The sequence below is a fragment of the Streptomyces sp. NPDC020379 genome, assembly GCF_044387105.1.
Classification (GTDB): Bacteria; Actinomycetota; Actinomycetes; order Streptomycetales; family Streptomycetaceae; genus Streptomyces.
In genome coordinates this window covers 23,290-49,584 of record NZ_JBIRVR010000026.1, presented here as the reverse complement: position 1 = coordinate 49,584, position 26,295 = coordinate 23,290, and the positions used below count along the sequence as shown (strand labels likewise).

Annotated in this window: 21 protein-coding genes and 2 pseudogenes; 12 read left to right on the top strand and 11 right to left on the bottom strand. The window is 69.9% G+C overall.

Annotated elements, in window-relative coordinates; all coding sequences use genetic code 11:
- Positions 1-155 precede the first annotated feature (155 nt).
- The gene (locus tag ACH427_RS27570) at positions 156-1,523 is read right to left on the bottom strand and encodes an MFS transporter (RefSeq protein ID WP_398873638.1); all 1,368 of its coding nucleotides are present in this window, start codon (positions 1,521-1,523) and stop codon (positions 156-158) included.
- A 105-nt stretch (positions 1,524-1,628) separates the two neighbouring features.
- On the opposite strand from ACH427_RS27570, the gene ACH427_RS27565 reads away from it, so the two are divergent.
- Positions 1,629-2,183: a winged helix-turn-helix transcriptional regulator gene (locus ACH427_RS27565; protein WP_398873636.1), complete on the top strand. Its 555-nt coding sequence runs from the start codon at positions 1,629-1,631 to the stop codon at positions 2,181-2,183.
- Here ACH427_RS27565 and ACH427_RS27560 read toward each other — a convergent pair.
- The 5 genes from ACH427_RS27560 to ACH427_RS27540 form a co-directional block, all read right to left on the bottom strand.
- Entirely contained in the window at positions 2,086-2,865 is a 780-nt protein-coding gene (locus tag ACH427_RS27560; protein WP_398873634.1) for a TetR/AcrR family transcriptional regulator, read from the bottom strand. The two genes, ACH427_RS27565 and ACH427_RS27560, sit on opposite strands and share 98 nt — an antisense overlap.
- A 64-nt stretch (positions 2,866-2,929) precedes the next feature.
- The gene (locus ACH427_RS27555; RefSeq protein WP_398873632.1) at positions 2,930-3,082 is read right to left on the bottom strand and encodes a hypothetical protein; all 153 of its coding nucleotides are present in this window, start codon (positions 3,080-3,082) and stop codon (positions 2,930-2,932) included.
- Between the two features lie 614 nt (positions 3,083-3,696).
- Positions 3,697-4,758, bottom strand: coding sequence for a trypsin-like serine peptidase (locus ACH427_RS27550; protein ID WP_398873630.1), 1,062 nt, complete (start codon positions 4,756-4,758; stop codon positions 3,697-3,699).
- A gap of 569 nt (positions 4,759-5,327) precedes the next feature.
- Complete coding sequence (locus ACH427_RS27545) at positions 5,328-6,746, bottom strand: MFS transporter (protein WP_398873628.1); 1,419 nt, start codon at positions 6,744-6,746, stop codon at positions 5,328-5,330.
- Between the two features lie 397 nt (positions 6,747-7,143).
- Positions 7,144-7,599, bottom strand: coding sequence for a hypothetical protein (locus ACH427_RS27540; protein ID WP_398873626.1), 456 nt, complete (start codon positions 7,597-7,599; stop codon positions 7,144-7,146).
- Between the two features lie 447 nt (positions 7,600-8,046).
- Between ACH427_RS27540 and ACH427_RS27535 the strand changes: the two genes are divergently transcribed.
- A complete protein-coding gene (locus tag ACH427_RS27535; RefSeq protein ID WP_398873624.1) occupies positions 8,047-9,636 on the top strand; it encodes a GMC family oxidoreductase in 1,590 nt (529 codons plus the stop codon).
- 113 nt (positions 9,637-9,749) lie between these two features.
- Entirely contained in the window at positions 9,750-10,229 is a 480-nt protein-coding gene (locus ACH427_RS27530; protein WP_398873622.1) for a TIGR00725 family protein, read from the top strand.
- 246 nt (positions 10,230-10,475) lie between these two features.
- Here ACH427_RS27530 and ACH427_RS27525 read toward each other — a convergent pair whose 3' ends face one another.
- Complete coding sequence (locus ACH427_RS27525) at positions 10,476-11,093, bottom strand: hypothetical protein (RefSeq protein WP_398873620.1); 618 nt, start codon at positions 11,091-11,093, stop codon at positions 10,476-10,478.
- A 223-nt stretch (positions 11,094-11,316) separates the two neighbouring features.
- On the opposite strand from ACH427_RS27525, the pseudogene ACH427_RS27520 reads away from it, so the two are divergent.
- Positions 11,317-12,542: pseudogene (locus ACH427_RS27520) on the top strand (IS256 family transposase).
- A gap of 63 nt (positions 12,543-12,605) precedes the next feature.
- Here ACH427_RS27520 and ACH427_RS27515 read toward each other — a convergent pair.
- The 3 genes and pseudogenes from ACH427_RS27515 to ACH427_RS27505 all read right to left on the bottom strand — a co-directional run.
- Positions 12,606-12,650: pseudogene (locus ACH427_RS27515) on the bottom strand (hypothetical protein); the annotation flags it as partial.
- Positions 12,641-12,814 carry a hypothetical protein gene (locus tag ACH427_RS27510; RefSeq protein WP_398873618.1) on the bottom strand — a complete coding sequence of 58 codons (174 nt, stop codon included), beginning with the start codon at positions 12,812-12,814 and terminating at the stop codon, positions 12,641-12,643. The pseudogene ACH427_RS27515 and the gene ACH427_RS27510, both read right to left, overlap by 10 nt.
- 227 nt (positions 12,815-13,041) lie before the next feature.
- Positions 13,042-13,425, bottom strand: a complete 384-nt coding sequence (locus ACH427_RS27505; RefSeq protein ID WP_398873616.1) for a hypothetical protein — start codon at positions 13,423-13,425, stop codon at positions 13,042-13,044.
- Between the two features lie 513 nt (positions 13,426-13,938).
- On the opposite strand from ACH427_RS27505, the gene ACH427_RS27500 reads away from it, so the two are divergent.
- Both ACH427_RS27500 and ACH427_RS27495 read left to right on the top strand, forming a co-directional pair.
- Entirely contained in the window at positions 13,939-14,919 is a 981-nt protein-coding gene (locus ACH427_RS27500; RefSeq protein ID WP_398873614.1) for a hypothetical protein, read from the top strand.
- 84 nt (positions 14,920-15,003) lie between these two features.
- Positions 15,004-15,519, top strand: a complete 516-nt coding sequence (locus ACH427_RS27495) for a hypothetical protein (RefSeq protein ID WP_398873612.1) — start codon at positions 15,004-15,006, stop codon at positions 15,517-15,519.
- 347 nt (positions 15,520-15,866) lie between these two features.
- On the opposite strand, the gene ACH427_RS27490 is transcribed toward ACH427_RS27495, so the two are convergent.
- A complete protein-coding gene (locus tag ACH427_RS27490; RefSeq protein ID WP_398873610.1) occupies positions 15,867-17,267 on the bottom strand; it encodes a tol-pal system YbgF family protein in 1,401 nt (466 codons plus the stop codon).
- 1,342 nt (positions 17,268-18,609) lie between these two features.
- Here ACH427_RS27490 and ispH point away from each other — a divergent pair.
- From ispH to ACH427_RS27460, 6 genes are all read left to right on the top strand, one after another.
- Complete coding sequence (gene ispH / locus ACH427_RS27485) at positions 18,610-19,929, top strand: 4-hydroxy-3-methylbut-2-enyl diphosphate reductase (protein WP_398873608.1); 1,320 nt, start codon at positions 18,610-18,612, stop codon at positions 19,927-19,929.
- A 101-nt stretch (positions 19,930-20,030) separates the two neighbouring features.
- Positions 20,031-22,031, top strand: a complete 2,001-nt coding sequence (locus ACH427_RS27480) for a 1-deoxy-D-xylulose-5-phosphate synthase (RefSeq protein ID WP_398873711.1) — start codon at positions 20,031-20,033, stop codon at positions 22,029-22,031.
- 191 nt (positions 22,032-22,222) lie between these two features.
- Positions 22,223-23,593, top strand: coding sequence for a 1-deoxy-D-xylulose-5-phosphate reductoisomerase (gene dxr, locus ACH427_RS27475; protein ID WP_398873709.1), 1,371 nt, complete (start codon positions 22,223-22,225; stop codon positions 23,591-23,593).
- A 1-nt stretch (position 23,594) separates the two neighbouring features.
- Complete coding sequence (gene ispG, locus ACH427_RS27470; RefSeq protein WP_398873606.1) at positions 23,595-24,731, top strand: flavodoxin-dependent (E)-4-hydroxy-3-methylbut-2-enyl-diphosphate synthase; 1,137 nt, start codon at positions 23,595-23,597, stop codon at positions 24,729-24,731.
- Positions 24,728-25,813 (top strand): polyprenyl synthetase family protein, encoded by a 1,086-nt coding sequence (locus tag ACH427_RS27465; RefSeq protein WP_398873604.1) that lies wholly within the window; start codon positions 24,728-24,730, stop codon positions 25,811-25,813. Before ispG ends, ACH427_RS27465 begins: the two co-directional genes overlap by 4 nt.
- On the top strand, positions 25,810-26,283 hold the full coding sequence (locus ACH427_RS27460) for a hypothetical protein (RefSeq protein WP_398873602.1): 474 nt from the start codon (positions 25,810-25,812) through the stop codon (positions 26,281-26,283). The genes ACH427_RS27465 and ACH427_RS27460 overlap by 4 nt, the downstream gene beginning before the upstream one ends.
- Positions 26,284-26,295: the final 12 nt, after the last annotated feature.

Below are 26,295 nucleotides of genomic sequence, written 5' to 3'. Positions count from 1 at the left end.
CGGGAGCTTCCTGCGGGTCGGCGCGATGATGGACGCGGGCGCGATGGACACGAACTCCCCCAATGCTCACAGAGCATGGGGAACTCCATGACCATCACCTTCGCGCCCACCCTGCCGCCGTCTTCATCATGTCCATGGCCCACTGGCGGACGACTTCAGGGAATCGCGTCCCCCTTCGCTTCGGAGCGATTCATCGGTCCGGTGCCGGGGTCCTCGGCGGCCTTGTACGCGGAGGGTGCCGACGGTTCGCGAAGGATGAGTGCGGACAGTGTGGCGATCAGGCCGGTCACGGCCATGACGGCCCAGGCGATCCGGTAGCTGCTCGCATCGTTTGCGCCGCCGGTGGCCGTGATCAGGATCGCGACGCCGATCGCGCCACCGATCTGCCTGCCGGCGTTGAGCACCCCGGTGCCGGTCGCGTACTCCTGCGCGGGCAGGCCACTGACGCCTCCGGCCAGGAAGCCGGTCTGTGCGATTCCGGCACCGGCACCGGTGAGAACCGTGCCGGCGAAGTACACCGGGAAGTAGCCCGTCTGTTCGGTCAGGAGGAAAAACCACAGGATTCCGGCAGCGATGAAGAACGCGCTGCCCAGTCCGGCAAGCCAGCGGGGTTCCAGTGACACTCTGCCCGCGATCAAGGCGGTCACCACCGCGGTCGCGGGACCCGACGCGAAACCGGCTCCGGCGAGGACCGGGTTCCACGCCCACACGTCCGTCAGGAACAGACCGCAGCCCAAAAGCATGATCGAGAATCCGACGTAGAAGCACGTCATGCCCAGCGCCGCGACGGCGAAGGAGGGAACGCGGAAGACCCGCAGATCGACCGCGGGTGCCACATGGGCCAGGCATCTGTGGAGGAACCAGGCCAGCAGCAGAACGCTCGCTGCGAGCAGGATCCACAGCCACGGATCCGCGAGGCCCCACTCGGTGACGTAGGAGAGGGCGGTCACCAGCGTGCCGACTCCCGCGACGAGCAGGGCCGATCCGACGAGATCCGGGACCTTGGTGTGCGACGTGGCGGTCTCTTTCAGGCTCGAGGCGAGGAAGAGGCTCAGGGCGGCGATCGGCAGGTTGATCACGAAGATCCACCGCCAGTCGCACTGGGTCAGCACCCCGCCCAGGACGGGCCCGGCGGCAGCGGCCACCGAGCCGGTCGCGGCCCAGAGGGACACCATCCGCTTGTGCCGTTCCTTTGGGTAGGCCGCCAGGAGCAAGGCCAGGCTCGTCGGCACGATCAACGCCGCACCGGCTCCCTGGAAGCCCCGCGCAACGATCAAGGCGGCCACTTCGGGCGCGGCCGCCGCCCCGAGCGACCCGAGGGCGAACACGAGCAACCCCAGCCGGAACAGACGCTTGCGCCCGAACCTGTCCGCAAGCCGTCCCGACGGGACGAGCAGGGCCGCGAACACCACCCCGTAGGCGTTCAGCACCCATGTCAGGGCCTGCGGCGACGCGGACGGGAAGCTCGCGCTGATCGAGGAGAACGCCAGGTTCACGACGAACAGGTCCAGTGACGCCAGCACGCTGGCACCGCTGATCGCTACGAGCGCCCAGGGCCCTTCACCGCCCCGACCCTTACTTGCTTGAGACAAGTCTGTCATGGCGGCTAGACTAGAAGCGCGACTTGCTTGAAGCAAGTCAAATCGGTCGCGATAGAGGATGATGCCGACATGGCGCTACGTTCCGACTGGTCCGACAGGCCGTGCCCGATCGCGCGGGGCATCGATGCGCTCGGGGATCCATGGGTGCTTCTGGTGCTCCGCGAGTTGCTCGCAGGGGCCAGGCGCTTCGACGAGATCCGCGATCAGATGGAGGTGGCCGACAACATCCTCGCCAAGCGCCTGGCCTACATGGTCGAGGCGGGTCTGGTCGAACGTGAGCCGTACCGGGAGGGCAAACGGCCCCGGTACGAATACATCCCGACCGCCGCGGCGGCCGACGCGCTGCCGATCCTGCACGCCTACGCGCTCTGGGCCGAGAAGCACACCCCGACCGAAAGCCTCACGCGGCGCCTGGTGATCATCTGCCGTGCCTGCGGGGGCGAAAGCAGCGGGAGCGAAACCTGCAGCGAATGTGGCCGCACACTCACCTCGGGCAACGTCTCGTGGATCCGCCCGACTTCCCCGGACCGGGAACCGAGGCCGCTCGTGGACACCACCACCCGCGAAACCGAGGGCGGCTGAGACTCCCCCAGACCCCGGGAAGTGCCGCACAACGGGAACCGCCGCACCGCGCCCCCCGGCCTGCGGCGACCGCGTCACGGGGTATCGGCGCACGGCCGGGGTGTGCCCGGCCGTGCCCACGAGCGTCCTGGGGTGCGGTGTCCGAACGCGGCCCGCGCCGATCCGCCGGGCAGCCATGGTGGACACTGGCCAGCATGTGGCCGGCCATGGTGGTGAGACGTTCGGTGACGGCTGCGACTGTCAGGCCGCGGTCGGTGTGGAGCAGGTCGAAGGTGTCGAAGCTCGTGACGACCCACAGGGCATCGACGGCGCCCTCCGTGCACTTTTCGCAGAGGGAACCCGCGTCCTTCAGTCTCTGGACGAGATAGCGCACGCCGTCCGAGCGCGCCTGCTCCAGCCGCCCTCCGGCGCCGGCCAGCGCATCGGGGTGACACCTCGTCATCGAGTAGATCACGCGCAGCGCATCCCGCTCCGCTGCGTGCATCCGCACGGTGGCGCCGATGACTTCCCGCAAATACCCTTCGGCCGTGGGGTGTTCGGCGGCCTGAAGGACCTGGCTGTATCCGGCTCGGTCGAGGACATCGCGCGCAAGCACGTCGAAGAGACCTGCACGGGAACCGAAGATCGCATAGACGGTGGACCGCGCCACCCCGGAGGCACGTGCCACCTGTTCCAGGTTCACCGCGTGGGTCGGACCGTTGCTCAACTGCTGTAACGCGGCGTCAAGAATGCGCTGACGCGTCTCATCAGCCGGTGTCGCGCGGATGGTCGGTCTCGTCGGGGTCGGCGAAGGACTTTCCTGCCGGGGCCGCTATGCGGAAGAGGCGCCACCAGCCCTCCTGGAGGTTCCGCCGGGGATGAGGACGTGGGAGATCCTCGGGGGCCCTCCGACCACTCATGTGTGGCCTTGCTGTTGTGGGAGGGCGGCCATCGTGATCTCGTTCCCGTCGGCCGTCCGCAGGGCGCCGTGGATCCAGGTCTTCTCCGGTCCGCGGACATAGTCGAGTCCGGCCTTGATGCGGTGGCCGTCGGGCGACCAGCCCGGGGCCGACGGGAACGTGCGGGATCACCGGGCCGAGCCCGCCCGCGCAGATCACGTGGCATCGGGTGACGGGTCCGGTGTACAGGCCGACGATCCTCCTCCTTCTGGGCAGAACTTCAGATCACGGCTGGTGATCCAGGACCGGGTACCGGGCCAGCACACGCCCTCGGCCAGGAGAATTCTGCGGACCTGGGAGCTCTGGATGTCGATGCCCTGGCACCGGGCCGCCTCGGCACCACCCCCGACAACAACGTCTGGGTGACGGTCCAGGGCGTCTGCTCCGGGGCGCAGTGACCAGGGGGCGGCGCTCGCGCAGCAGTGGTCGTAGGGCGCCGGCCCAACCGGCGCCCGCAACACACATCCTGGCCGGGCACGCACCAACCGCGACACGACCGGTTGGATGTGGATCGCCCTCCAGTACCGCGGCGCCGACGTCCGAACCGGCAAGCTCGAAAAGGTCATACCCAGCGTTCAGCGAGTTCTCCTGGGTGTGGTGACAGGCGAATTCTGGGCCTGGTTGTACAGGTCCTCGATGCGGTCCCCGAAGTAGGGGGCGAGCTGGTAGTCGAGGTTGTAGCTGTTGCCGATGTCAATGGAGTTGACGATGCCCACACCGGTCTCCTCATCGAAACCGAGGAACCAGGGGCTGCCCCATGCCGCGCCGCCCGCTACGGGGCAGTACAGCGCTTGTGGCATGCGCGGTGGCGGATTGGGGTCGTCCACGGAGCGTCCGCTGCAGTAGTAAAGGTTCTTCGGTCGTTGTGACCAGTAGCCGAACATGTACACCTTGGGGTGGGGGTGGATCACCTGGTTGAAGGCCACTCCCTGCCCTCCGACCGTATCGACGAGTGGCGTGCCGACCGGGATGCCGATGACGGTGGCGGCACCGACGTCGAAGTTGTCGTCCTCCCTCTCGTGCCATTCGGGCAGAGAGAAGAGCTGCGTCGCCATCCACAGGCCGTACGGGGTGCGCCCGTCGCGGTAGCCGGGGGCGAAGACCCAGCTCGTGATGGACATGTCGACCAGGTCGGTGCAGGAGCCTTTGGTCAGCACCACGCTCTTGTTGTGGCTCTGGACGGCGACGCCGTCGCAGGCGACCGCGCCCACGACCGCGGGCGAGGTGAAGAAGACGGTGCCTACGGTCCGGCTCACCAGGCCGTCCCCCTTCCACGGGCTGCCGCCGTCGGGGAAGTCGCCCGGCAGCCGGCCCTTGGGCGGACGCGGGGGCGGCGTCCGGGGGACGGTGGGCTGCACCACGACGGGTGTGCCCCGCCCGTCCAGGCGATCGGTCCTGTCCGTCCTGCCGGGGTGCGGGGAGTCGGCCTCCCCTGACGGATGCCTCGCGCTCCGCATACGCTCGGGGGTCCAGAAGTCCAGCACCTGCCGGGGGTCCTGGTGCAGCTCCTGCACCAGGACCCCCGGCACGGCGGCGGCCGGCGTCCCCGTGGAGGCGTTCCCGGCCAGCGGCAGCCCAACAGCAACGCTCACCGCCACGACCGGGATGATCCACCTGGAAACCTTGAGTACGCGCATGACCGTGGTATCGGTTCCCGTCGGTCTGTGAACGAGAGCCATAAGGGGCACATCATCCAACGGCGCGAGTGGGCGGGGCGCCCAGGACGGTGATGTCGGCAAAGGTGATCCACCAGCCGTAGTGATCGTCGCCGATTCAGGCGCCGAACGGAGTCTCAAGGGCCGGAGCGAGATTCCGGCTGACCGGGCGATGGCACGCCCCGCGGTGTCCTACCGGATACCCAGGTGCCGCGATCACCAATACCCTCGCGAAGGCTGTGCTGTGCGCCAGAGCGGTCGGCATCCTCGCCGCTGCCAGGACACCTGGCCCGATGGCCGACGCTGCGGTGGCGCTGCCCGCGACGAGAAGCCTCTCAAGATCAGCGGCAGACCGTGTCGGTCGGTGCCCGGCGGTCCGACGGCTGTGACCACCTGGGCGTACACCGTCACCAGCATCCCGGCGGTCGGCAGCGGACGGCGCAGATCCGTCGACGGCTCCGGCAGGGAGTCGGTCATCACCCACTTCGGGGTGCCCACCATGGACACGCGGGCAGTCGGGGGATTCAGCGCCGTGCGGCGCCGCGCCCGCTTCAGGCCGCCGACGCCCCCGGCGCGGGCGGCTCCTTCGCCCGCTCCCCCGTGACCAGCATGCCGAGCAGGGCGGTGACCACGCCGCACGCCCCGATGATCCACCAGGCGGGCCGCACCGCGGACGCGAAGGCGGCGGCGTCGGCCAGCGGGGCGCCGTGCAGGCCGACGGCCAGGATCGCGCCGAGCACGGCGACGCCCAGCCCGAAGGCCGACCGGCCGCAGGTGGTCAGCAGCCCGGAGGCGAGCCCCGCACGGTCGTCCGGCAGGCCCGAGACGCCCGCGGTGACAATCAGCGGGGTCGCCAGACCGACCCCGAGACCGAACAGCGCGTACTCCACGACGAGCAGTCCTAGCGCGGAGTCGTCCGCCAGGAGCGCGATCATCACCCCGCTCGCCGCGAGGGCGGCACCTGCCAGGACCAGCAGCGGCCGAACGCCGTACCGCTCCGCCAGCCGGGCCGCGCACAGGGAGGCGGTCGCGAGGACCGCCGAGGGCACCAGCATCCACAGGCCGGCCTCCATGGCGGACATCCGCAGCGGGTTCTGCAGGTAGAGCGTGCTGAGGAAGAAGAAGCCGCCGAACGCTCCGAAGACACACGCCAGGGAGGCCATCGCACCGCCGAATCGCGCGTCGCGGAAGAACCCCAGCTCGATCAGCGGTTCCGTGCGGCGGCGCTCGTAGACGACGAGCCCCGCGCACGAGGCGACGGTCACCGCGAAGGAAGCGAGGACGACCGGCGAGGCCCACCCGGCGTGCGGCGCGGCGATGACGCCGTACGCCAGCGGCCCGAGCAGCGTGATCACCAGCAGCTGGCCCACCGGGTCCGGCCGCCGGACCCGCTCGGCACGCGACTCCGGGACGTGGCGGGCCGCGATCGCCAGCGCCAGGATCCCCAGGGGAACGTTCAGCCAGAACACCGCCCGCCAGCCGACGGCGGTCACCAGCACCCCGCCGACCAGCGGCCCCAGGGCCAGGCCGAGGCCGTAGGCGCCGATCCAGACACCCATGGCCCAGGTGCGCTCACCCTTGTCGGGGAAGGTGTGCGAGACGATCGACATCGAGACGGGGCCGAGCGCCGCCGCACCGACGCCTTGGAGCACCCGGAAGCCGACCAGGGCGGGCAGCGAGGGCGCGAGCGCGCACAGCGCCGAGGCGACGGTGAAGATCAGGAAGCCCGCCCGCAGGACCCGGCACCGTCCGACGCGGTCACCGGTCTCGCCGGCGAGCAACATGAGGGTCGCCATGGCCAGGCTGTAGGCGGCGACGGCCCACTGCATACCCGCCACGGACGAGCCCAGCTCCTTCTCCATGGCGGGGAGGGCGACGTTCAGGGCGGTGACGTCGACGCCGACCATCAGGATGGCGGCGCAGCAGAGCGTCAGTACGAGGTTGCGCCGGTTCGGGCTGGCTTCGGACACGGCGGGCCGTCCTTTCCGTGGATCTCTCTCTTCGACGATCCGTCCGCGGGGGTCTGGCCGCCATCGGGCGGTCAGTCGGCCATGCGAAGAACCTCGCCTCGGCGAGTCCCGACCTGCTCCGCACGATGATCAAGACCTTCGCCGACCGCTGCGGGTTCGACCCCCGGCACCCCGTGCAGTGGGAGGTTGGGGCCCTGGAGTCGGACGAGCCGCAGCGTCTGGTCCTCGCCGCGGTCGACCTGTACGTCGATCGCACATGCTCGCGCGGCAGATCGCCCGCGAGGAACGGCAGCGCCGCGTCCTGGTGGGTCTGCTGGGGCCCGCGGCGGGGTCCATCTCCGGGGTTTGAGCGGGGTTGTCTTCCGCTGCCGATGGATGGCGGCGGAACACAAGTCGCTCACATGCCCATCATGTGGGGATCCATGGCTGTTTCCAGCATGATGAGGGTATTTCCGTTGCGGCTGCTGCCGATGGTGCAGTCGTAGTGCTCGCAGCCCGGCCCCTCCAGCTTGCCGCTGGACGCATGGCTGCCAGGCGGGCCGCCCGTCGCGGTGAAGGTGACGGGGGCGTCGGCCATCTGGTAGCGGACTGCGGCTGTGCTGGACTCCCGGGGGAAGCCGGACTCCCCGAGGAAGTGGACCGAGGTGACCCGGAAGATGTCCGATTCCCGGGGGTGGAGGACGTGTCCTTCGTCCGGGGCTTCGTCGAACGACCCGGACACCGCCTTCGACGTCAGTACCAGCGCATGCGCCGACTGGTTGCTCACGATGACCTCGTAGTGCTCACGCCCCAGCATGGGTGTTCCGGTTGCGATGGCTGAATCCTTGAGCTCTTTGGTGATCTTCCTGTTCATGCCCTCCAGTGTGCGCGGGGGAGCGTGTGCGCAGGGTCACCCGACAGTCGGGACGAGAGGGGGAGTACCGGTCCCCCGATCAGTGGGTGAGCTCCCGCTTCAGGCCCGGGGAACTCCTGAGGACGGCCAGCTGCCGGCCAACACCGGTGACGGTCACAGCCACTGGCATTCCGCCGATCGGAGGCGGCAGCTCCGGCCCGCTCTCCCCCATGTGACCGGCCGATCGCAGGACACCGCCGCAGGGCAGGAAGCGGTATCACGGAAGCGGTACGGGCCCAGCCCGCCGGTTCCGTCCGCGGTTGGAAGGCAAGCGGCTCCGGGAAAATGCCGTCCCTCCGCCTTGCGGGTAACGTCGCATGTCGCTGTCCTTCGCACCAGTGGGATCACGGCGCCGCGGTGGTCCCACCCACGGCCGGAGCGCACTCCACCGGAAGCACAGGAAACCCCATGACCGCACGAACCGCACGGCAGAAGCACGACTACATCGTCGTGGGGGCGGGATCGGCGGGGTGCGTGCTGGCTGCCCGGCTGAGCGAGAACCCCGATGTCCGGGTGCTGCTGGTAGAGGCCGGGCCCCCCGACGACGCCCCCGAGATCCACTCACCGACGGCATACGTCCGGCTCTTCCACACCCACTACGACTGGGACTACACCACGGAGCCGGAACCCGGGCTCGACGGACGGCAGATCCAGCTGCCGCGGGGACGCACCCTCGGCGGCTGTTCCTCGATGAACGCGATGATCTATATCCGCGGCAATCGGCGCGACTACGACGCCTGGGCGGCGGCCGGCGCCAAGGGCTGGAGCTGGACCGAGGTGCTGCCGTACTTCCTGCGCGCCGAGGACCACCACGGCGGCGCCACCGCCCTGCACGGCACAGGCGGTCCGCTCACCGTCAGCGCCGGCCGCTCCAGGCACCCGCTGACGGCCGCGTACGTCACCGCCGCCCACGAGGCCGGGCACCCCCTCAACCCCGACTTCAACGGGCCCGAACAGGACGGGGTCGGCTTCTACGAACTCACCCAGCGCCACGGGATGCGCTGGTCCACCGCCGACGCCTACCTCCGTCCCGCGCTGGCCCGGCCCAACCTCACGGTCCTGTCCGGCGTACAGGTCACCGGACTGCTCTTCGCCGACCCGGACGGCGCCCGGGTCATCGGCGTACGCGCCGAACGCCACGGCGAGCCGGTCGAGCTGCGCTCCGAGCGAGAGGTACTGCTGGCGGCCGGCGCCTACAACTCACCGCAGTTGCTGATGCTCTCCGGCATCGGGGTGCCCGCCGAGCTGACCGAGCACGGCATCACGCCTCGGGTGGACCTGCCCGTCGGGGAGAACCTCCAGGACCACCCCCATATCCCTTTCGTCCACACCACCGACACCGAGTCTCTGCTGACCGCCGACACCCCCGAGAACCGGGCACTGCTGCGCGATGAAGGACGCGGCCCCCTCAGCTCCAACCTCGGAGAAGCGGGCGGCTTCCTACGCAGCCGACCCGGGCTCCACGCCCCCGACATCCAACTGCACGCCATGCCCTTCGCCGCCCTGCCGGAAGACCTCGGCGCGATACACCAGCACGGCTACAGTCACGGCGCGGCCCTGCTCACCCCCACCAGCCGGGGCAGGGTCCGGCTGCGCTCCGCGCTGCCCGGCGCCAAGCCCCGCATCCGGCACGACTACCTCACCACCGAAGAGGACCGGGATACCGCCGTGCGCGCGCTGCGGCTGCTGCGGGAGATCTCCGACGCCCCCGCACTGCGCGCGCACCGCACCGGTGACCTCCTGGTGCCGGCCTCGGACCGGACCGAGGACCTGCTGGCGCATGCCCGACGGGCCCTGTACACCCTCTTCCACCCGGCCGGCAGCTGCGCGATCGGCCCCGTCCTCGACCCTGAGCTGCGGGTGCACGGCACCACCGGACTGCGTGTGGTGGACGCCTCGGTCATGCCGACACTGGTACGGGGCAACATCAACGCCCCGGTCATCATGATCGCCGAGAAAGCCGCCGACCTGATCCGGGAAGCCACCACCGCGGCCTGACGGACGCCCCTGCGACCCGCGTGTCAGCTGCTGCGCCACTCCTGGCATTCGGGGAGACTCAGCGGTACTGACCCACGAACGAACCGGTCATTGCGATAGGCACGGGAGGTCACGTGCGCTTCCAGGTCGCGGTCTGCGGGCCGGGACGGTGTACCGAGGAAGAACGGCTGCACGCCCGGCAAGTGGGCCGGCTCCTCGCCGAGCGCGATGCCATCGTCCTGTGCGGCGGCGGAGGAGGTGTCATGGCCGCTGCCGCAGAAGGAGCCCGCTCGAGAGGCGGACTGGTGGTCGGAATCCGCCCGGACACGGACCGGGCGGCAGCGCCCGACGCGTTGTCCGCCGTGATCCTCACCGGCATGGGAGAGAGCAGAAACGCGGTGATCGTCGCCAGCGCCGACGCGGTGATCTCCGTCGGCGGTTCCTGGGGCACCCTCAGCGAGATCGCGCTCGCCGCGCGGCGCGGCGAGATCCCCGTGGTCTGCCTCGCCGGGTGGCAGGTGACCGAGCAGGCGGGAACTCCCGTCGCAGGGCTGGTCCACACCGCGACGCCGGAGGAAGCCGTGGCGACGGCGCTCGCCCGCTGGGCCCCGTAGGCGGCATTCGCTGTCGTGGCTGCCTTTGAGGCGTCCGCCGACAGGGTCATGGACTCGGCAAAGTCAGCGCCAGGACAGGCACGAATTTTATGATCACGGGAATTCTCTACGTTCAGCGACATGGGGAGAGTTCGCGTCCGTCGGGCCTGCTTCCATCGTCGCGCCGGTCCGGAATTCTCTGGGTGGAGGGGTCGACCGCCTGTTGATAGCCGCCGCTGCCCGGCGGCTGTGTGGACAGCGTGCCGGTCATGCGGAGGGTGTGTGATGAGCCGCAGCGGACGGACCTTGTGCCGTTGGGCTCCCCGGATACCGGGGCGGGGAGGTGTCGATGTCGGGCGGGAGCGTCAGGGCGAGAGCGAGGGCGGATACGTAGTCGGGGCGGGATAGGGTCAGACCCTCGCCGGTCAGGTACTTGGCCCGGTTCAGGCCGTCCTGGCTGCGGGCGACGGTGTGCCAGTCGCGCTCGTAGCGGTTGAGTGCGCGCTTGGTCTGGAAGTAGATTTCGAAGCCGAGCATGCCGGCGTAGGTCGTCTCCTCGTACGTGGTGCGGGCGGTCTGCGGCCACTCACGAAGTAGTTGCCCGCCGGAGACGACGGCGAGTTTCTCCAGGACGCGCACGTATTTGTAGCCCGGCTGGATCTTCGCATCGAAATCCTTCTCATCCAGGCCGTAGAAGCGGGCTTCGGGATCGCTCGGGGCGACCCAGGCTCGGCCCAGTCCGCGCGCGTCGAGCACGTACTGAGTGCGCGGCTCGGTCACGTCGAAGGGGTCGAGCCCGTCGGCGGGGCAGTCGTACCTCGTCCGGGTAGGCGGCAAGCACGGCATCGGGTCTCGGCCCCAGGCCGTAGGGATGATCGCTGTCATGAGATCCATGATCGGCCACCGCCTGACACCGCTCCCACGCCAGCGGCGATCACTCCGAGCAGGCCCTGTAGCGCGTCCACGGTGTGCGCGGTGTGCGCGGCGGCCACTCGGACGGATGGTGTCCCGTCGGGTGGTGTAACAGCGATCTCTGTGTAGGCCCTGGTCATGGGGCGGCCACCGCGCAACTCTCCGAGTAGGAGTGCTCGTTGAGAGAGGTGGCGCGATGGCCTTGTCCCAGCATGACCTACTCCGGCTGATGGAGTCACTGCGTACGGCGGACGGGATCGAGTTGATCAGGGCCCTGGCCCAGCGGATCCTGCAGGAACTGATCGAGGCCGAGGCCACTGTGCACATCGGTGCGGAGCACAGTGAGCACACCGAGACGCGCACGACGGTGCGCAACGGCCACTGCGGGAAGCTGTTGACCACGCAGGCCGGCGATCTGGACCTGGCGATCCCGAAGGTCCGCACCGGCAGCTTCTTCCCGTCGCTGCTGGAACGCCGGCGCCGCATCGACCAGGCCCTCTACGCCGTGATCATGGAGGCATACGTCCACGGCGTCTCCACCCGCAGCGTCGACCAGCTGGTCAAGGCGTTGGGCGGGGACAGCGGGATCTCCAAGAGCGAGGTTTCCCGGATCTGCGGTGCACTGGACGCCGAGCTGAGCATCTTCCGCACCCGGCCCCTGGACCACATCCGCTTCCCCTACATCTACCTCGACGCGACGTACTGCAAGGCCCGCGTGCACCACCAGATCGTCTCGCAGGCCGTGGTCATCGCCACCGGCATCACCGAGGACGGCGGACGCGAAGTCCTCGGTGTGGTGGTCGGCGATAGCGAGACCGAAGTCTTCTGGAGCGAGTTCCTGCGCTCGCTGCGCGAACGCGGCCTGACCGGAGTCTGTCTGGTCATCGCCGACCATCACTCCGGGCTGGTAAAGGCCGTCCGCAAGGTCATGCTCGGCGCCGCCTACCAGCGGTGCCGCGTCCATTTCCTGCGCAACGTCTTCGCGGTGATCCCCAGGGACGCCGCGGAAATGGTCGCCGCGACGATCCGCACCATCTTCGCCCAGCCCACCGCCGAGGCCGTCCGGGCCCGGCTCGATACCGTCGCCGACATGCTCGGACGGCACTTCCCCAAGGTCAAAGCCATGCTCCTGGAAGTCAAGGTGGACCTGACCGCCTTCGCGGATTTCCCGAACCGGCACTGGAAGAAGATCCAGTCCACGAACCCCCTGGAGCGGGTCAACCGGGAGATCAAGCACCGCGTCGACGTCGTCCAGATCTTCCCCAACCCGACGCCCTGGAGCGACTCACCACCGCCGTCCTCATCGAGATGCACGACGAATGGATCGCTTTCCCCCGCAGCTACCTCCCCAAGAGCGGTATGGACTCGATCTACCCCCAGGGAGATCAACCCGACGCCGTTACACCACCACAGGGGACATGACCAGGCGATTTCTTCGGGCGAGCGGAAGACGTTGCTGTACGAGACGTGTTCGGGCGGGCAGCCGGAGGTGAGGACCTGCCGCAGCTCTGCTGGGGAGGCTACGTCCATGCCGCAGCCGCGACGGACCAGGCGGCCGGGAGGGGCGGATCGGCATCAGCCTTGACCGCGTGCAGAATGCCTATCCGGCCGCCAGTCGCGGTGATCATCTGATCCTGGAGCGTGAGGGCGGCGTCGAGGACGGCGTACGGCGTCGGGAGCTGCCGGTCGGCCACGAAGCGGCGGATCCGGGGGAGAGAGTCCCGGCGGGAAGGTGACCATGGAGCTCATCCACGCCGCAGGGCGATGCCCCGGCGGCGGGGCAGCCGACACCTCGGGCCGCACGTACTGCCCTTCGCCGCCGCTGGCCTCCCTGCCCGGCGACCCGCCGTCGGCGAGTCGCGGCCGACTGTGCCGGTCCTCCGCCCGGAGAGGCGGGACGGACGCGCCTCTCCGCGACGTGTCATTCGGTGTGCTTGCTTACGCATGTGGTGGTGGTCAGAACCCCAACGGCCGGATTACCGCAGTTGAGGGCGTGCCCGGAGGCGTTGTAACTGGCGAGATTGGACAGCAGGCCGCCGGTGAGCGGCTCGTTATCCCTCCCCTGGCCCGGACCGCCCTTGTGCTCGGACACACAGCGGGTGGGCACCAGGATGCCTACGGCGCTGCTGCCGCACTCTGCTCCGTGCCCGGTCGCGTTGAAGGAGCCCACGTTGGACAGCACACCGCCCAGCAGCCCCTCGTTGTCGCCCGGTCCCCCCTGGTCGGCGAAGGCGCTTCCCGCACCCGCGGCGGCCATTGCCATGGACATTGCCAGAACGACGAAGGCTCGACGTGGCTTGGTCACCTGGAACGCCTCCCTTGAATAGACGACAGAAATACTGAGGGACGGTATGCCCGGAGCCGTCCCTCGCATACACCACCCTCACGAAAGAGCTAACTCCCGTACCGCTGTGTCATTCACAGGCCGGCCCTATCGCTACCGGCCATGCCCCTGTGCTCCACTGGGGCAGTCCGTTGGCGAGGCGTTCGGTGACTCTCGCGCCCAGGACCGCGGGCCGACGCCGGCGTAGCGGCAGGCGTTCGCGCTGATCTCGCTCGTAGGTGTTCGCGGACGGGAAGGCCCGTGAGCCGCTGTGGGGCAACTACGGGATTTGCAAGGCTGGTTGACCCTGTTCGTGTCCTGTACCAGCATGCACGGGTCCGCTCATCCCGTCGAAGGGACAGCACCTTGAAAGGGCACTTAAGACGCCGTATCCGTCTCTCCGCTGTTCTGGCCACGGCCGCGCTGGCTGTGCCGCTCCTCACCGCCCAGGCCCAGGCAACCTCCCCCGCTCCGTCCCCGGGAGGGGGCGGGCAGGTGGTCACGCTGGGGAAGCCGCTGCCACAGTCTCAGCAGCTGGCCGCCGGGATGTGCCAGGGAGGGGATCCGGATTACAACCGCACCGAGTCCTGCTACATCGCCACGGTGCCGGTGGAGGTCACGGAGAAGAAGACAGGAGAGGTCACTGGCACGGCACTGCTGGATGAGAAGTCCGAGGCGACGCTGAACCCGCGTGATCGTACGGCGTGGGAGCACAAGGTCACGCTCAAACTGCACGACGCCACGGGCACGGCGCTGGTTCTCAGCGGCAGCGTCACCTTGAAGTGCGACGCGTGCCGTGCCGGCAGTGGGGGGATCAAGCCGCTGCCGTCGGGCACCACACAGACGTACACCATGACCGTCTCCTCGCCCGGGGTGGAGATCAATACCGACAAGATGGTGCCCATCGTGTCGGTGATACCGAACCTGCCCGGCGCCGAGGCGGGAACCGGCCCGGTGGGCACGCCCATCCCCGTGCGCTGCGACAACACCCCCTACATCAGTCCTCAGGGCAAGGGCGGCTGCGTATACCCGCTCTATACGCCGACGTACGAGCTGTCGACGCTCGACGGCAAGGTGGACCAGGTGGCCTGGCACATCTACTGGGCGCAGAACAACCTCAAGCAGGCGTGGGGTGTCCAGGGCCGTGGCCCGGCCCTGACCCGTACCGCCGATCCGGATCTGATCGCCAGGAACCGGGAGACGGCGTGCCCGTCCAGCATGCCCCGCCCCGAGGGGAAGACGTGTGACGAGTACCCGTTCGCGACGACCCACCAGGGAGCCTCGAAGAACCCGGACTTCTCGTGCCACATGGTGCCCGAGAAGCAGAACACCGGAGAGGGCCGCGACTACCGCCTGCCCTGGTACAAGGCCAACCGGGTCCTGGAGGACGACCCGTTCTGGGTGCACATCGTCCTGCCACCGGCCGGGGTGACGGCCATGCCGCCCGCCCCGGACTTCGCGCGCTGCCCCGGATGACATCCTGCCCCCAAGACCCAGGGCGGCAGGCGGGAATTCTCCCGTCTGCCGCCCCGCCCTTCACCACTGGACAAGGAATCGGCTGTGTCTGAACTGCTGCGACGGGAACAGGGCGAGCTGTTCATCGAGAGCAACGTCTTCACCGTCCTGGACCCCGACGTCATGGACGACGTTCCCGCCGACTTCGACGAGACCGGCATCCTCACCACCGTCACCGGCGGGGCCGCCGTGCTGTGCGGCACGCACATAGGAACGGTCTCGGTAACCGCGGAGAGCTGGAGCACCGCACCGCCGCTCGAGGCCGAAAGCTGGCAGGACGTGGCCGAGATGACCCTGATCTGGCCGGGGCACCGGATGGAGGTCTGGGGCGCCGGCTACACCCCGGACGAGGAGCTGCCCATCAGCATCCCCGGGCCGGGCAGCTACCGCATCCGTGTCTGCGGCCGGCACCGCGACGACGGCGAAGACCGCCACACCCCCGGCACCCCGCAGGAGGAATACCTCCTCCAGATATGGCCCTCCCCCGCCGCCGAAGCCATCCTCCACAAGGCGACCAGCAGCATCGGCGCCCGATGGCGCACCCCGCACACCGGCACATGACCCCGCCCCGCCCCCGCCCGGTGACCCGGCCCTGGACTGTGCGGTGGCGGTGGGGGCGCGGGTCGCGCGGCAGTCGTCGCTGCGGCGCGAGGCCAGGCAGCCCATCCGCTCGTAGAGGGCCCCCGAGATACAACCCGAAGGGATATCGGGTCACCTGAAGCCGTTCAGCGGCTTCTCCGACGCGATGGGTGTGTCTGGTGTGGTGGTGGGGGCCGGGAGCGCGTAGGTGTGGGGGTATGAATGATCCTTTCGCGTTCGGTGTTCTTGGCTGTCGGTGTTCCTGCGGGATCTGCTCCTGGGCGTCGGCGGAAGAATGTCTGGGCAGCGGGAGCGGTGGTGGTGTGTGTTCAGCCGGTGCCTGGTGTTCGGGGGGATGTGTGTGTGGTGAGGGTGTGGGCGTGTTGGAGGAGGGTGTGGGCGTGGGGGTTGTGGTGGTGGGGGGTGAGGGTGTGTTGGAGGTGGGTGAGGGCTTGGTCGGTGGGGTGTGAGTGGAGGTGGGGGTAGTGGGTGAGGAAGTGGTGCCAGTGGGTGCAGGCTTCTTCGAGGTGGCCGGTGTGCAGGAGGCTTTCGGCGAGGCGGGCGTGGGTGAGGGCGCGGGCTCTTCGTTCGTCGGCGGGCCGGTGTGCGAGGGAGTCGCGGAGGGCCTGGATGGCGTCGGTGTGGTGGCCGAGGGCGGTGAGGGTCTGGGCGCGCTGGTAGTCGAGTCCGGCGCGGGGGTAGGCGGTGAAGATTCCGGGTGGGCTGGTGGCCTGGTCGTGGAGGGTTTCGGCGGTGGTGAGGGTGTGCAGGGCCTGGCGGGGCTGGCGGGTGCGTGCGCTGGTGAGGGCATGCTGGGTGAGGAGGAAGGCACGGGTGGCCTCATCCGCGGCAGGGCCGGCGGTGGTGAGGGCGGTTTCGGTGAGGCGGTGGGCGTGGTGGGGGTGGCCCATGGTCAGGGCTTGCAGGCTCATGGCGCGCAGGGTGATGGCGTACAGGCGGCGGTCTCCGGCTTCGCGGGACAGGTGCAGGGCGGCGGTGTAGTACTGCTGGGCGAGGCCGGGGTGGCCGGTGTCGGCGGTCATGCGAGCGAGGAGGTGGGTGAGCTGGGCGGTGGCGGTGAGCAGTTCCCGGTGCACCGTCTCGCGGGCGGGGGCGGCCAGCAGGCGGAGGGCGTGGTCGGCGAGGTAGACGGCCAGCGGCAGGCGGACGGGCGCCCCGCCGTGACAGTCGGCCAGGGCTGCGAAGGCCTGGGCCGTCTCCCGCAGGGCCCGGGCATCGGCCACCGTGGCCGTACGCCCGTACCGGGCCTGCACCGGCACCAGCCCCGCTCCTGGTCCTGGTGCGGGGGTGGTGTCGGGTCTCCAGGAGGGCTGGGCGGTCAGGCGGTACGGGGTACGGGTGAGGCGGGCCCGGCGTACAGGGTCTATGTCCTCGCGGCACAGGCCGGTGAGGTAGCGCATGGCGTTCACCTTCCCTGGCGGGACAGTGAGCAGCGGTGGTCCGTGGTGGTGCGGGACCGGGGTGAGGCCGGTGTCCTGGGCGGTGACGAGGCGGCCGGTGCGGCGGCTGAACGCTCCCGCGGCCAGCTCGGGCACCGGAGAGCGGGGGCGGGAGCCGGCCAGCCAGTGTGCTATCGAGCTCCGGCCGTAGCGTAGCGTCAGGCCCTGAGCTGCGCCCAGGGCGTTGACGGCCCGGGCCAGGTCCGCGGCACTCCAGCCGGCTTCGATGAGCAGGGCTTCGAGGGCGGCGTTGGGTCGCTGACGCGGCATAGCTGCTTCCTCAGGGGGAGTGGGGGGAAGCGGTGCGGAGGAGGCATGCGCAGGATCATTCGCAATCGAGCAAGTGTTCGGCATGCGCAGCCTGTGCGGGGCTCTGGCGTCCTACCGCCGCGCGGCCTGCACGGGCATTCGACGGAAGATCGTCCCTCGTTCGACTGTTCATGGGGCGTGCGTTCCTCGTACTGCTGGGGCGGGGTTCCTGGCCAGTGGACAGAAACAGGCCCGCTGTGCTGCCGAACGCGGCCGACACCGGCCCGGACGGCCAGGGCAGCCGCTTTCCCACCACCTATGACCTGGGCACATGCAGCCACCATTGATAACGCTCCGGGCTCCCAGCACGTCAACACCATGACGCGGCCTGCTGGCATCACCTGCACGGAACGCAGCTCCGTCTGCGCAGGACGCGGCATGCCCTGCCACCACAGCAAGACGAGCCCTCGCGCCTCCTCCGGGGGACACCGAGCTGCCCCCATGCCGCCGGCCGGCCTGCGTCGGCCGCCCACCCGGCCCGCACCGTCACCGGCCATCCGGTCCACAGGCTGTGTGTGAGGTGACGGCAGCCGTTGCGGGCGACCCACGGGACAGCTGAGTACGCCACAACCGCGAGCGCGTTCACTGTCCGCAGCACTGGCAGAAGAGACAGGGCCGCCCGGTGTCAGGGGGATGATCTCCGCGCGCTGCCGTCCGTCGGCACCCGGCCCGCACCGTCACCGGCCACCGCCACGCTCACCCCCGCACGGCCGGCCAGACCCACCGTCACCTCGTCACACAGACCGACCGCGAGGAACACCAGATCGCGGAAGCCGTCGCTGCGCCGCCCGCCGGCACTCAGCGTCGGCGGGCCCCTGGGGCGGGCCAGTGGTGACAGAGCTTCCAGGTTTCACAAGTACGCAAGTGTTGGACGTGTGCACGCTTCGATCATGTCGGGCGGGTTGTGCGGGGCCCAGGGAGGGCGCTGAATGGTCGCAGCCTCCTCCCATTCCGCCCGGCCCGGCGGGCTGTCCGGGGGCCTGTCGCAGGCGGCCGGGTCATTTGTATCCGGTGTATCCGGCCCTCGTTGCCCCCGGTTTTGCGCCTGCGGAGGTTATGCGATGACCATGCCCCCGTCCACACACCCGCCCCCGGCGTTGGGCCCCCTCGCCGGTGCGGACGCACTGACACGAGCCCGTGAACAGATCATCACCGTCGCCTGGCGCGGCCGGGCCGGACGGACTTTCGCCGGCCTCTCGCGTCGGTGCCGTCCCGGCGGCGGCACATGATCCGAGACCTCCTGCCCACCTGATGACCCACTGCGACACCTTGAACGACTTTGCCATCTGCGCGAGGACTGACGATGAACCACCCTGCTGTACACATGGCTCCGGCCGTGCCCCCGGCCGGAGCCCTCGCCGGCGGCGAGGTCATGGTAGCCACCGAACTCGCCATCCCCGGCCACGAAACCGTCCCCTGCCCGGCCGCCCCGCTGCTCGCGGGAACGTTCACCCGCGCCGGACACCCGGTGCGCACCGGGCCCGTGTGCCTGCTGCCTGAGGGCACACCCAGCAGCTTCCACGTGGCCATAGCCCCCAAGGCTCCCACTGGTGTACCGGCCGGCGCCCGTTCCCGGCCCGGCGGTGCGGCAGTACTGGCCGCGGGGCCGGCCCCGGCCTCCGGGCTGCCCGGGGCGGAGGGTTTCGCACAGGGGATCGTGCAGCAGTGGGCGCGGGCGGTGCGTCCGCGTACGGTGTTGCTGGCGTCGCCGCGGTCGTTGTGTGCGGGGGTGGAGCGGGCGATCGAGGTGGTCGAGGCGCTGCTGGAACGTCATGCCGGGGCCGGTCGTCCGGTGTTCGTGCGGAGGCAGATCGTCCATAACACCCACGTTGTCCGTGACCTGGAGTCCCGTGGTGCGGTGTTCGTGGAGGAGCTGGATGAGGTTCCGGACGGGGCGGTGGTGGTGTTCTCCGCGCACGGTGTCTCCCCGCAGGTGCGCGAGGAGGCGGTTCGCCGGGGTCTTGAGGTGGTGGACGCCACCTGTCCGCTGGTGACGAAGGTGCATTCCGAGGCCCGCAGGTTCGCCGCCCGCGGGGACACCGTGGTGCTGGTCGGCCATGCGGGACACGAGGAGGTCGAGGGCACCCTCGGCGAAGCACCGGAGGCAACCGTCCTGGTGCAGAGCCCCGACGACGTGACCGCATTGCGGGTCCCGGATCCCGCCCGTGTCTCCTACCTGACCCAGACCACCCTCGCCCTGGACGAGACAGCCGAGATCATCACTGCCCTGGAGAAGCGTTTCCCCGGCATCCGCGGGCCGGGCTCGGACGACATCTGCTACGCCACCACCAACCGCCAGCACGCCCTCCAGGCGGTCGCCGCCCGGGCGGATGTGGTGTTGGTGGTCGGCTCAGCCAATTCCTCGAACTCGGTACGCCTGGTGGAGCTGGCCCGGCGTAGTGGCACCCCGGCCCACCTCGTCGATGACGTCACCGGGATCCGCACGGAGTGGGTCCAGGACGCAGGCGTGGTCGGTCTGAGTGCTGGGGCCTCCGCCCCGCAGGCCCTGGTCGACGACGTGGTCGCGGCGCTCGGGGGTCTGGGCCCGGTGACGGTTCGCGAGCACACCACCGTGACCGAGACAGTGGTCTTCGGGCTGCCGGCGGCGGTGAGGTCCCGATGACTACCCGACCGGGCCGCCCCGCCCCGGCCACCGCGCAGCCTTCTGCCGGACCACGGACCCCGGCTCCTGCCGCTCGTACTGCTCCGTTCACCGGACCAGGTATCCCGCCCGCGCGCTTTCCCCTCCTGTCAGCCCTGACCACACCGAAGGACCTGCGAGGTCTCACGCACGACAACCTCTCGGCCCTGGCTTCTGAAATCCGTGCTTTCCTCATCGGCACGGTGTGCGCGACGGGTGGGCATTTGGGACCGAACCTGGGGGTGGTGGAGCTGAGCATCGCCCTGCACCGGGTCTTCGATTCCCCCCGGGACACGGTGCTGTTCGACATCGGTCACCAAGGCTATGTCCACAAGCTCCTCACCGGCCGCGCCGAAGGCTTCGACCGGCTACGCCAGGCCGGCGGCCCCTCCGGCTACCTCTCCCAGGCCGAGTCCGAGCACGATGTGATCGAGAACTCCCACGCCTCGACCGTCCTGTCCTACGCCGACGGCCTGGCCAAAGCCCGCCACCTCACCGGCGAAAGCGACCGGGCGGTGGTCGCCGTGGTCGGGGACGGGGCACTGACCGGTGGCATGTGCTGGGAGGCACTGAACAACCTCGGCGGCGCCCCCGACCGTCCCGTCGTGATCGTCCTCAACGACAACACACGCTCCTACGCCCCCACCATCGGAGCACTCGCCGACCATCTCCAGCACCTGCGCGGTGCTGCTCCTGACAGCGTCGACTGGCTGATCAGGGCAGAACAGCGCACGGGTGTACGCGCCACCGGCCCCGGCAATGCCTCCATTACCGGCCGGGAGGAGGGAAGCCGCAGTGGTCAGGACACTTGCGGTGACCTGTTCGACGGGCTCGGCAGCGCGCGGCCCAGCGGGGATGGGGATGGGGACGGCATCGTGTTGCCGGGTCCGTTGCCAGTGGCCCGCAACCTCTTCCATCTCCTCGGTTTCGCCTACCTCGGCCCCGTCGACGGCCACCACCTGCCCTCCCTCGAGGAAGCCCTGTCCATGGCGCGGGATCTGCGCCGCCCGGTCGTGGTCCACGCGGTGACGGCCAAGGGCCGCGGCTACACCCCCGCCGAGGCGGATCCGGCGGACTGCATGCACGCCGTCGGCACCCTCGACCCGGCAACCGGCCGCCCCAGCACCGTCAGCACCACTCCGTCGTGGACGAGCGTGTTCGCCGGGGAACTGTGCGAGCTGGGGGAGCGGCACGAGAACATCGTTGCGATCACCGCGGCGATGCCCGGCCCGACCGGCCTGGCCCGCTTCGGCGAGCGCTTTCCGCACCGGTTCTTCGACGTCGGGATCGCCGAGCAGCACGCGGTCACCTCCGCCGCCGGACTCGCCCTGGGCGGCTTCCACCCGGTTGTCGCGGTCTACGCCACGTTCCTGGGCCGTGCCTTCGACCAGGTCCTCATGGACGTTGCCCTGCACCGGCTGCCGGTCACCTTCGTCCTGGACCGGGCCGGGATCACCGGCCCCGACGGCCCCTCGCATCACGGCATGTGGGACCTCACCCTCCTCGGCGCGGTCCCGGGCATGCGGGTCGGTGTCCCGCGGGATGCCACCCGGCTCCGTGAACTCCTCACCGAGGCCGTCACTCACACCTCCGGCCCGACCGCCCTGCGCTTCCCCAAGGCCGCCGTCACCGACGACATCCCCGCCCTGAAGCGGCTGGGTTCTGTGGAGGACTTGCATCACTGCCGCACACGGGACGTGCTCCTCGTAGCGGTCGGTCCTTTGGCCAAGCCGGCGGTGGAAGCCGCCCGGTATCTGGAGGGCCAGGGGATCGGGGTGACGGTCGCCGACCCCCGCTGGGTCCTGCCCGTACCGCCCGAACTCACCGAACTCGCTACTGCGCACCGGCTGGTGGTGACGGTGGAGGACAACACCCGCGCCGGCGGGGCAGGCACGGCGGTCGCCCGCGCGGTGGCCGACGCCGGCTCCCGCGTCCCGGTACGGGTGCTGGGCCTGCCCGGACGCTTCATCGCCCACGGCACCCGTCCCGACATCCTCGCCGCCTGTGGGCTCACCGCCCAGGGCATCGCCTGCTACGTCCTGCGTGCCCGCGCCGACCGCCCCCACAACGACGGGGGGCTGTGATGTTCACCTGGCCCGCCCACTGGCGTCCCCGCAATTGGCCCGCCCAGTCTGTCTGGCCACCGGCCCGCCACAACACCCCGGCACCCGCCCGCACAGCAGCCGCCCCCGATACGCCTCGCCGGGCGCCGTCCGGTGGCACAGGACAAGCCCCGGACCAGGCCCGCACCCCCCTGTTCCCTGTGGCCGCACCCGTGCAAGTACCGGCCGTGCAGGTACGGGCCGGGCTGTGCGAGGACGGGCAGCGGGACGGTGCCGGGCGTCCGTTGCCCGTGCCGGACGGGGCTTCGGCAGGCACTGCCAGCGCACGGTCGGTGGTGGTGCTGGGGTCGACGGGTTCGGTCGGTTCCCAGGCAATCGACGTGATCACCACCCACCCGGACCGGTTCCGTGCGGTGGTGCTGGCAGCGTCCGGTGAAAATCCCGGGCTGCTGGCCCGCCAGGCCCTGCGGACCGGAGCGCGGATCGTAGCTGTCACCGACCCGTCGGCTGTTGAAGCCTTCACCGCTGCCTTCTCCGCCCTGGCACGGGCGGCGGACGCCCCTCACCAGTCTCTTCCGGCCGTCCTGCCGGGTACGGGAGGGCTGTCGGCGGCTGCCGGATGGCCGTGCGATGTCGTGCTCAACGCTCTCCCCGGCGCCGCAGGGCTTCCTGCGACCCTCACCGCGCTTCAGGCGGGGAGCCGGGTGGCGCTGGCGAACAAGGAATCCCTGGTCGCCGGCGGCCCGCTGATCGCGCGGGTGGCGGGGCCGGGACAGATCGTGCCCGTGGACTCCGAGCACAGCGCCATCATGCAGTGCCTGCCCGGCTGGGCCTACGCCTGCCCCGTCCCCGGCATCCAGCACCTAGTCCTGACCTGCAGCGGCGGCCCCTTCCGCACCCACACCCGAGCACAACTCGCCGCGGTCACCCCCGCCCAGGCCCTCACCCACCCCACCTGGAACATGGGCCCCCTCGTCACCGTCAACTCCGCCACCCTCGTCAACAAGGGCCTGGAACTCATCGAGGCCCAGGCCCTGTTCGGTCTGGGCTATGACCGCATCACCGCGGTCATCCACCCCCAGTCCGCGGTGCACTCGATGGCCGAGTACGCCGACGGCTCCACCCTCGCCCACGCCGCACCACCGGACATGCGCCTGCCCATCGCCACCGCCCTCGCCTGGCCACAGCGCCCGCCACCGGCCGTCATCGAGCCCCTCGACTGGACCCAGGCCCACACCTGGACCTTCGAGCCCGTCGACGAGGGCCGGTTCCCCGCCCTCGCCCTCGCCCGCCACGCCGGTCGCACCGGTGGCACCACCCCGGCCGTCTACAACGCCGCCAACGAGGAAGCCGTCACCGCCTTCCTCACAGGGGCCATCCCCTTCACCACCATCACCCAGACCATCGAACACGCCGTTGCCCATCACACCCCCGTCCCCGACCGCGAGCTCACCCTCGGCGCCGTCCGCGCCGCTGATGCCTGGGCCCGCCACCACACCCAAGAGCACCTCCATACCCACCCCACCCACATCCCCGTCCGCTGCCCGGCCCCGAGCCCTACACATCCAGCCAAGGGGGCCTGACATGCCCGCTATCGACCTCGGCCTTCCCACCCCACCCCCACCCGCTCCGGTGCGCCGCCGTACCCGGCGGATCCATGTCGGCGATGTCCCCGTCGGCGGCGGCGCACCGGTCTCCGTCCAGGCCATGACGACCACCAACACCGCTGACGTGGATGCCACGCTGCAACAGATCGCCGCCATCACCGCGGCCGGGTGCGACATTGTCCGCGTCGCCGTCCCCACCCAGGACGACGTCGGCGCCCTCCCCACGATCGTGGCCAGGTCACCGATCCCCGTGATCGCGGACATCCACTTTCAGCCCCGCTACGTCTTCGCCGCCATCGACGCCGGCTGCGCCGCCGTCCGCGTCAACCCCGGCAACATCAAGAAGTTCGACGACAAGGTCAAACAGATCGCCGCCGCAGCACAGGCCGCACACGTACCGATCCGGGTCGGGGTCAACGCTGGCTCCCTCGACCCCCGCCTGCTCGCCAAACACGGCCGCGCCACGCCACAGGCGCTGGTGGAGTCCGCGCTCTGGGAGTGCTCACTCTTCGAGGAACACGGCTTCACCGACCTGAAGATTGCGGTCAAGCACCACGACCCGCTCACGATGATCGCCGCGAACCGGCTGCTCGCCAGGCAATGCGACTACCCTCTCCACCTGGGCGTCACCGAGGCAGGCCCAGCCTTCCAGGGCGCCATCAAGTCCGCGGTGGCCTTCGGGATCCTGCTGGGCGAGGGCATCGGCGACACCGTCCGCGTCTCCCTGTCCGCCGACCCCGTCGAGCAAGTCAAGGCCGGCTGCCACATCCTCGCCTCCCTCGGACTGCGCCCCCGGAAACTGGAGATCGTCTCCTGCCCCGGCTGCGGCCGCCTCCAAGTCGATATCCACACACTCGCCACCCAGGTCGAAGCCGCTTTCGACGGCTTCCCCCACCCCCTACGCATCGCCGTCATGGGCTGCGTCGTCAACGGACCCGGCGAATCCCGCGAGGCCGACCTCGGCGTGTCCTGCGGCAACGGCAAAGGCCAGATCTTCCGCAAAGGGGAAATGCTGCGCACCGTGCCGGAGGCAAGGATCGTCGACGCCCTCCTCGACGAAGCCCTCCGCCTGACCCACGAGACGGGGATGCCAGAAGACGGAGATGCACGATGACCGCACAGACCCCCGTTGCTGAATTTCCCGGTTTCGCAACGGTGCGCACCCGCATCGACGGTCTCCTCGACGACTTCCTTACCCACAAGACACACACTGCGGGCGCACAGAAGATGCCCGGGGAAGTTCCCCGGACTCTGCACGACTTCCTCTTCGGCGGCGGGAAACGCCTGCGCCCCTTGCTGTGCGTGGCGGGCTGGCACGCCGCAGGCGGGCACGGAAACCCCGCCCCCGCCCTCCAGGTCGCGGCATCGCTGGAAATGTTCCACGCCTTCGCCCTCATCCACGACGACATCATGGACAACTCCGCCACCCGCCGCGGCCGCCCCACCGTCCACCGCCAGCTCGCCGCACGCCATCGGGGCGGTCGCAGCACCGCCGCGGCAGACCACCTGGGGGCCGGGGCCGCGATCCTGATCGGCGACCTCGCCCTGGCCTGGTCCGACGAGCTCCTACACACCGCAGGGCTCTCGTCGCGACAGTTCACCCGAGTCTTGCCGCTGGTCGACACCATGCGCACTGAGGTGATGTACGGCCAGTACCTCGACCTGGCTGCCGCTGGCACCCTCACCGACGACGTGGAGCTGGCACTGACCATCGTGCGCTACAAGACCGCCAAATACACCGTTGAGCGGCCTCTGCACATCGGCGCCGCCCTTGCCGGGACTACCTCGGCTGTTCAGGCTGCTCTGACGGCTTATGCCATCCCCCTGGGCGAGGCCTTCCAGCTCCGTGACGACCTCCTGGGCGTCTTCGGCAAGCCCGGCCGGACCGGCAAACCATGTCTGGACGATCTCCGTGACGGCAAGGCCACCGTCCTGACCGCCCTGACCCTGAAGCACGCATCCCGCGCCCAGGCCGGCCAACTGCGCCTCTCCCTCGGCTGCCCCACCCTCACCGAAGACCAGGCAGAAGTCGCGCGCCGCATCATCACGGCCACCGGAGCCCCGGACAGAGTCGAAGAGATGATCACCAAACGCTACGAGCGCGCCCTGGCCGCGCTGGAGACCGCGCCCTTCGGGCAGGTGGCCACCGCAACCCTTCACTCTCTTGCCGAATCCGCGGTGCGGAGACACGCATGACCATTCCCCGCCCCCGCCGCCGCGACCTGTCGGCCTCACCGTGTGGGTTCTGTGCCGGTGCCGGACGTGCGACCCAGGCCGCCGAGGTGGCGCTGGAGCAGTACGGGGCGCCGGTCTCCATCCGGCACGAGATCGTCCACGACAAGTACATCGTCAAGTCCCTTCGGACAAAGGGCGCGAATCTTCGTCGAGCAGACGGCGGAGGGCCCGAAGGTTTTCTCGTCATGGTCTCGGCGTACGGCGCCGCGCCGATCGTCCACGCGGGTTCTGCCGAGACGATGTCGGCGGTGGGCCCGACAGCGGCTCTCCTCGGCACGTCGTCGCGGCATGACCGGTCTGGCCTTCGCCAGCCAGTGTGCCAAGAACCTTCGGGACTTCGGAGCGCTCGCACGGGAGATACAAGGCCGGACCAAGAGCTGGGAAGCAGCCCTGGCGAGGCCGGCCGGGCGTGGGGTCGCCGTCACCGGTGACGGTTGCCTCCT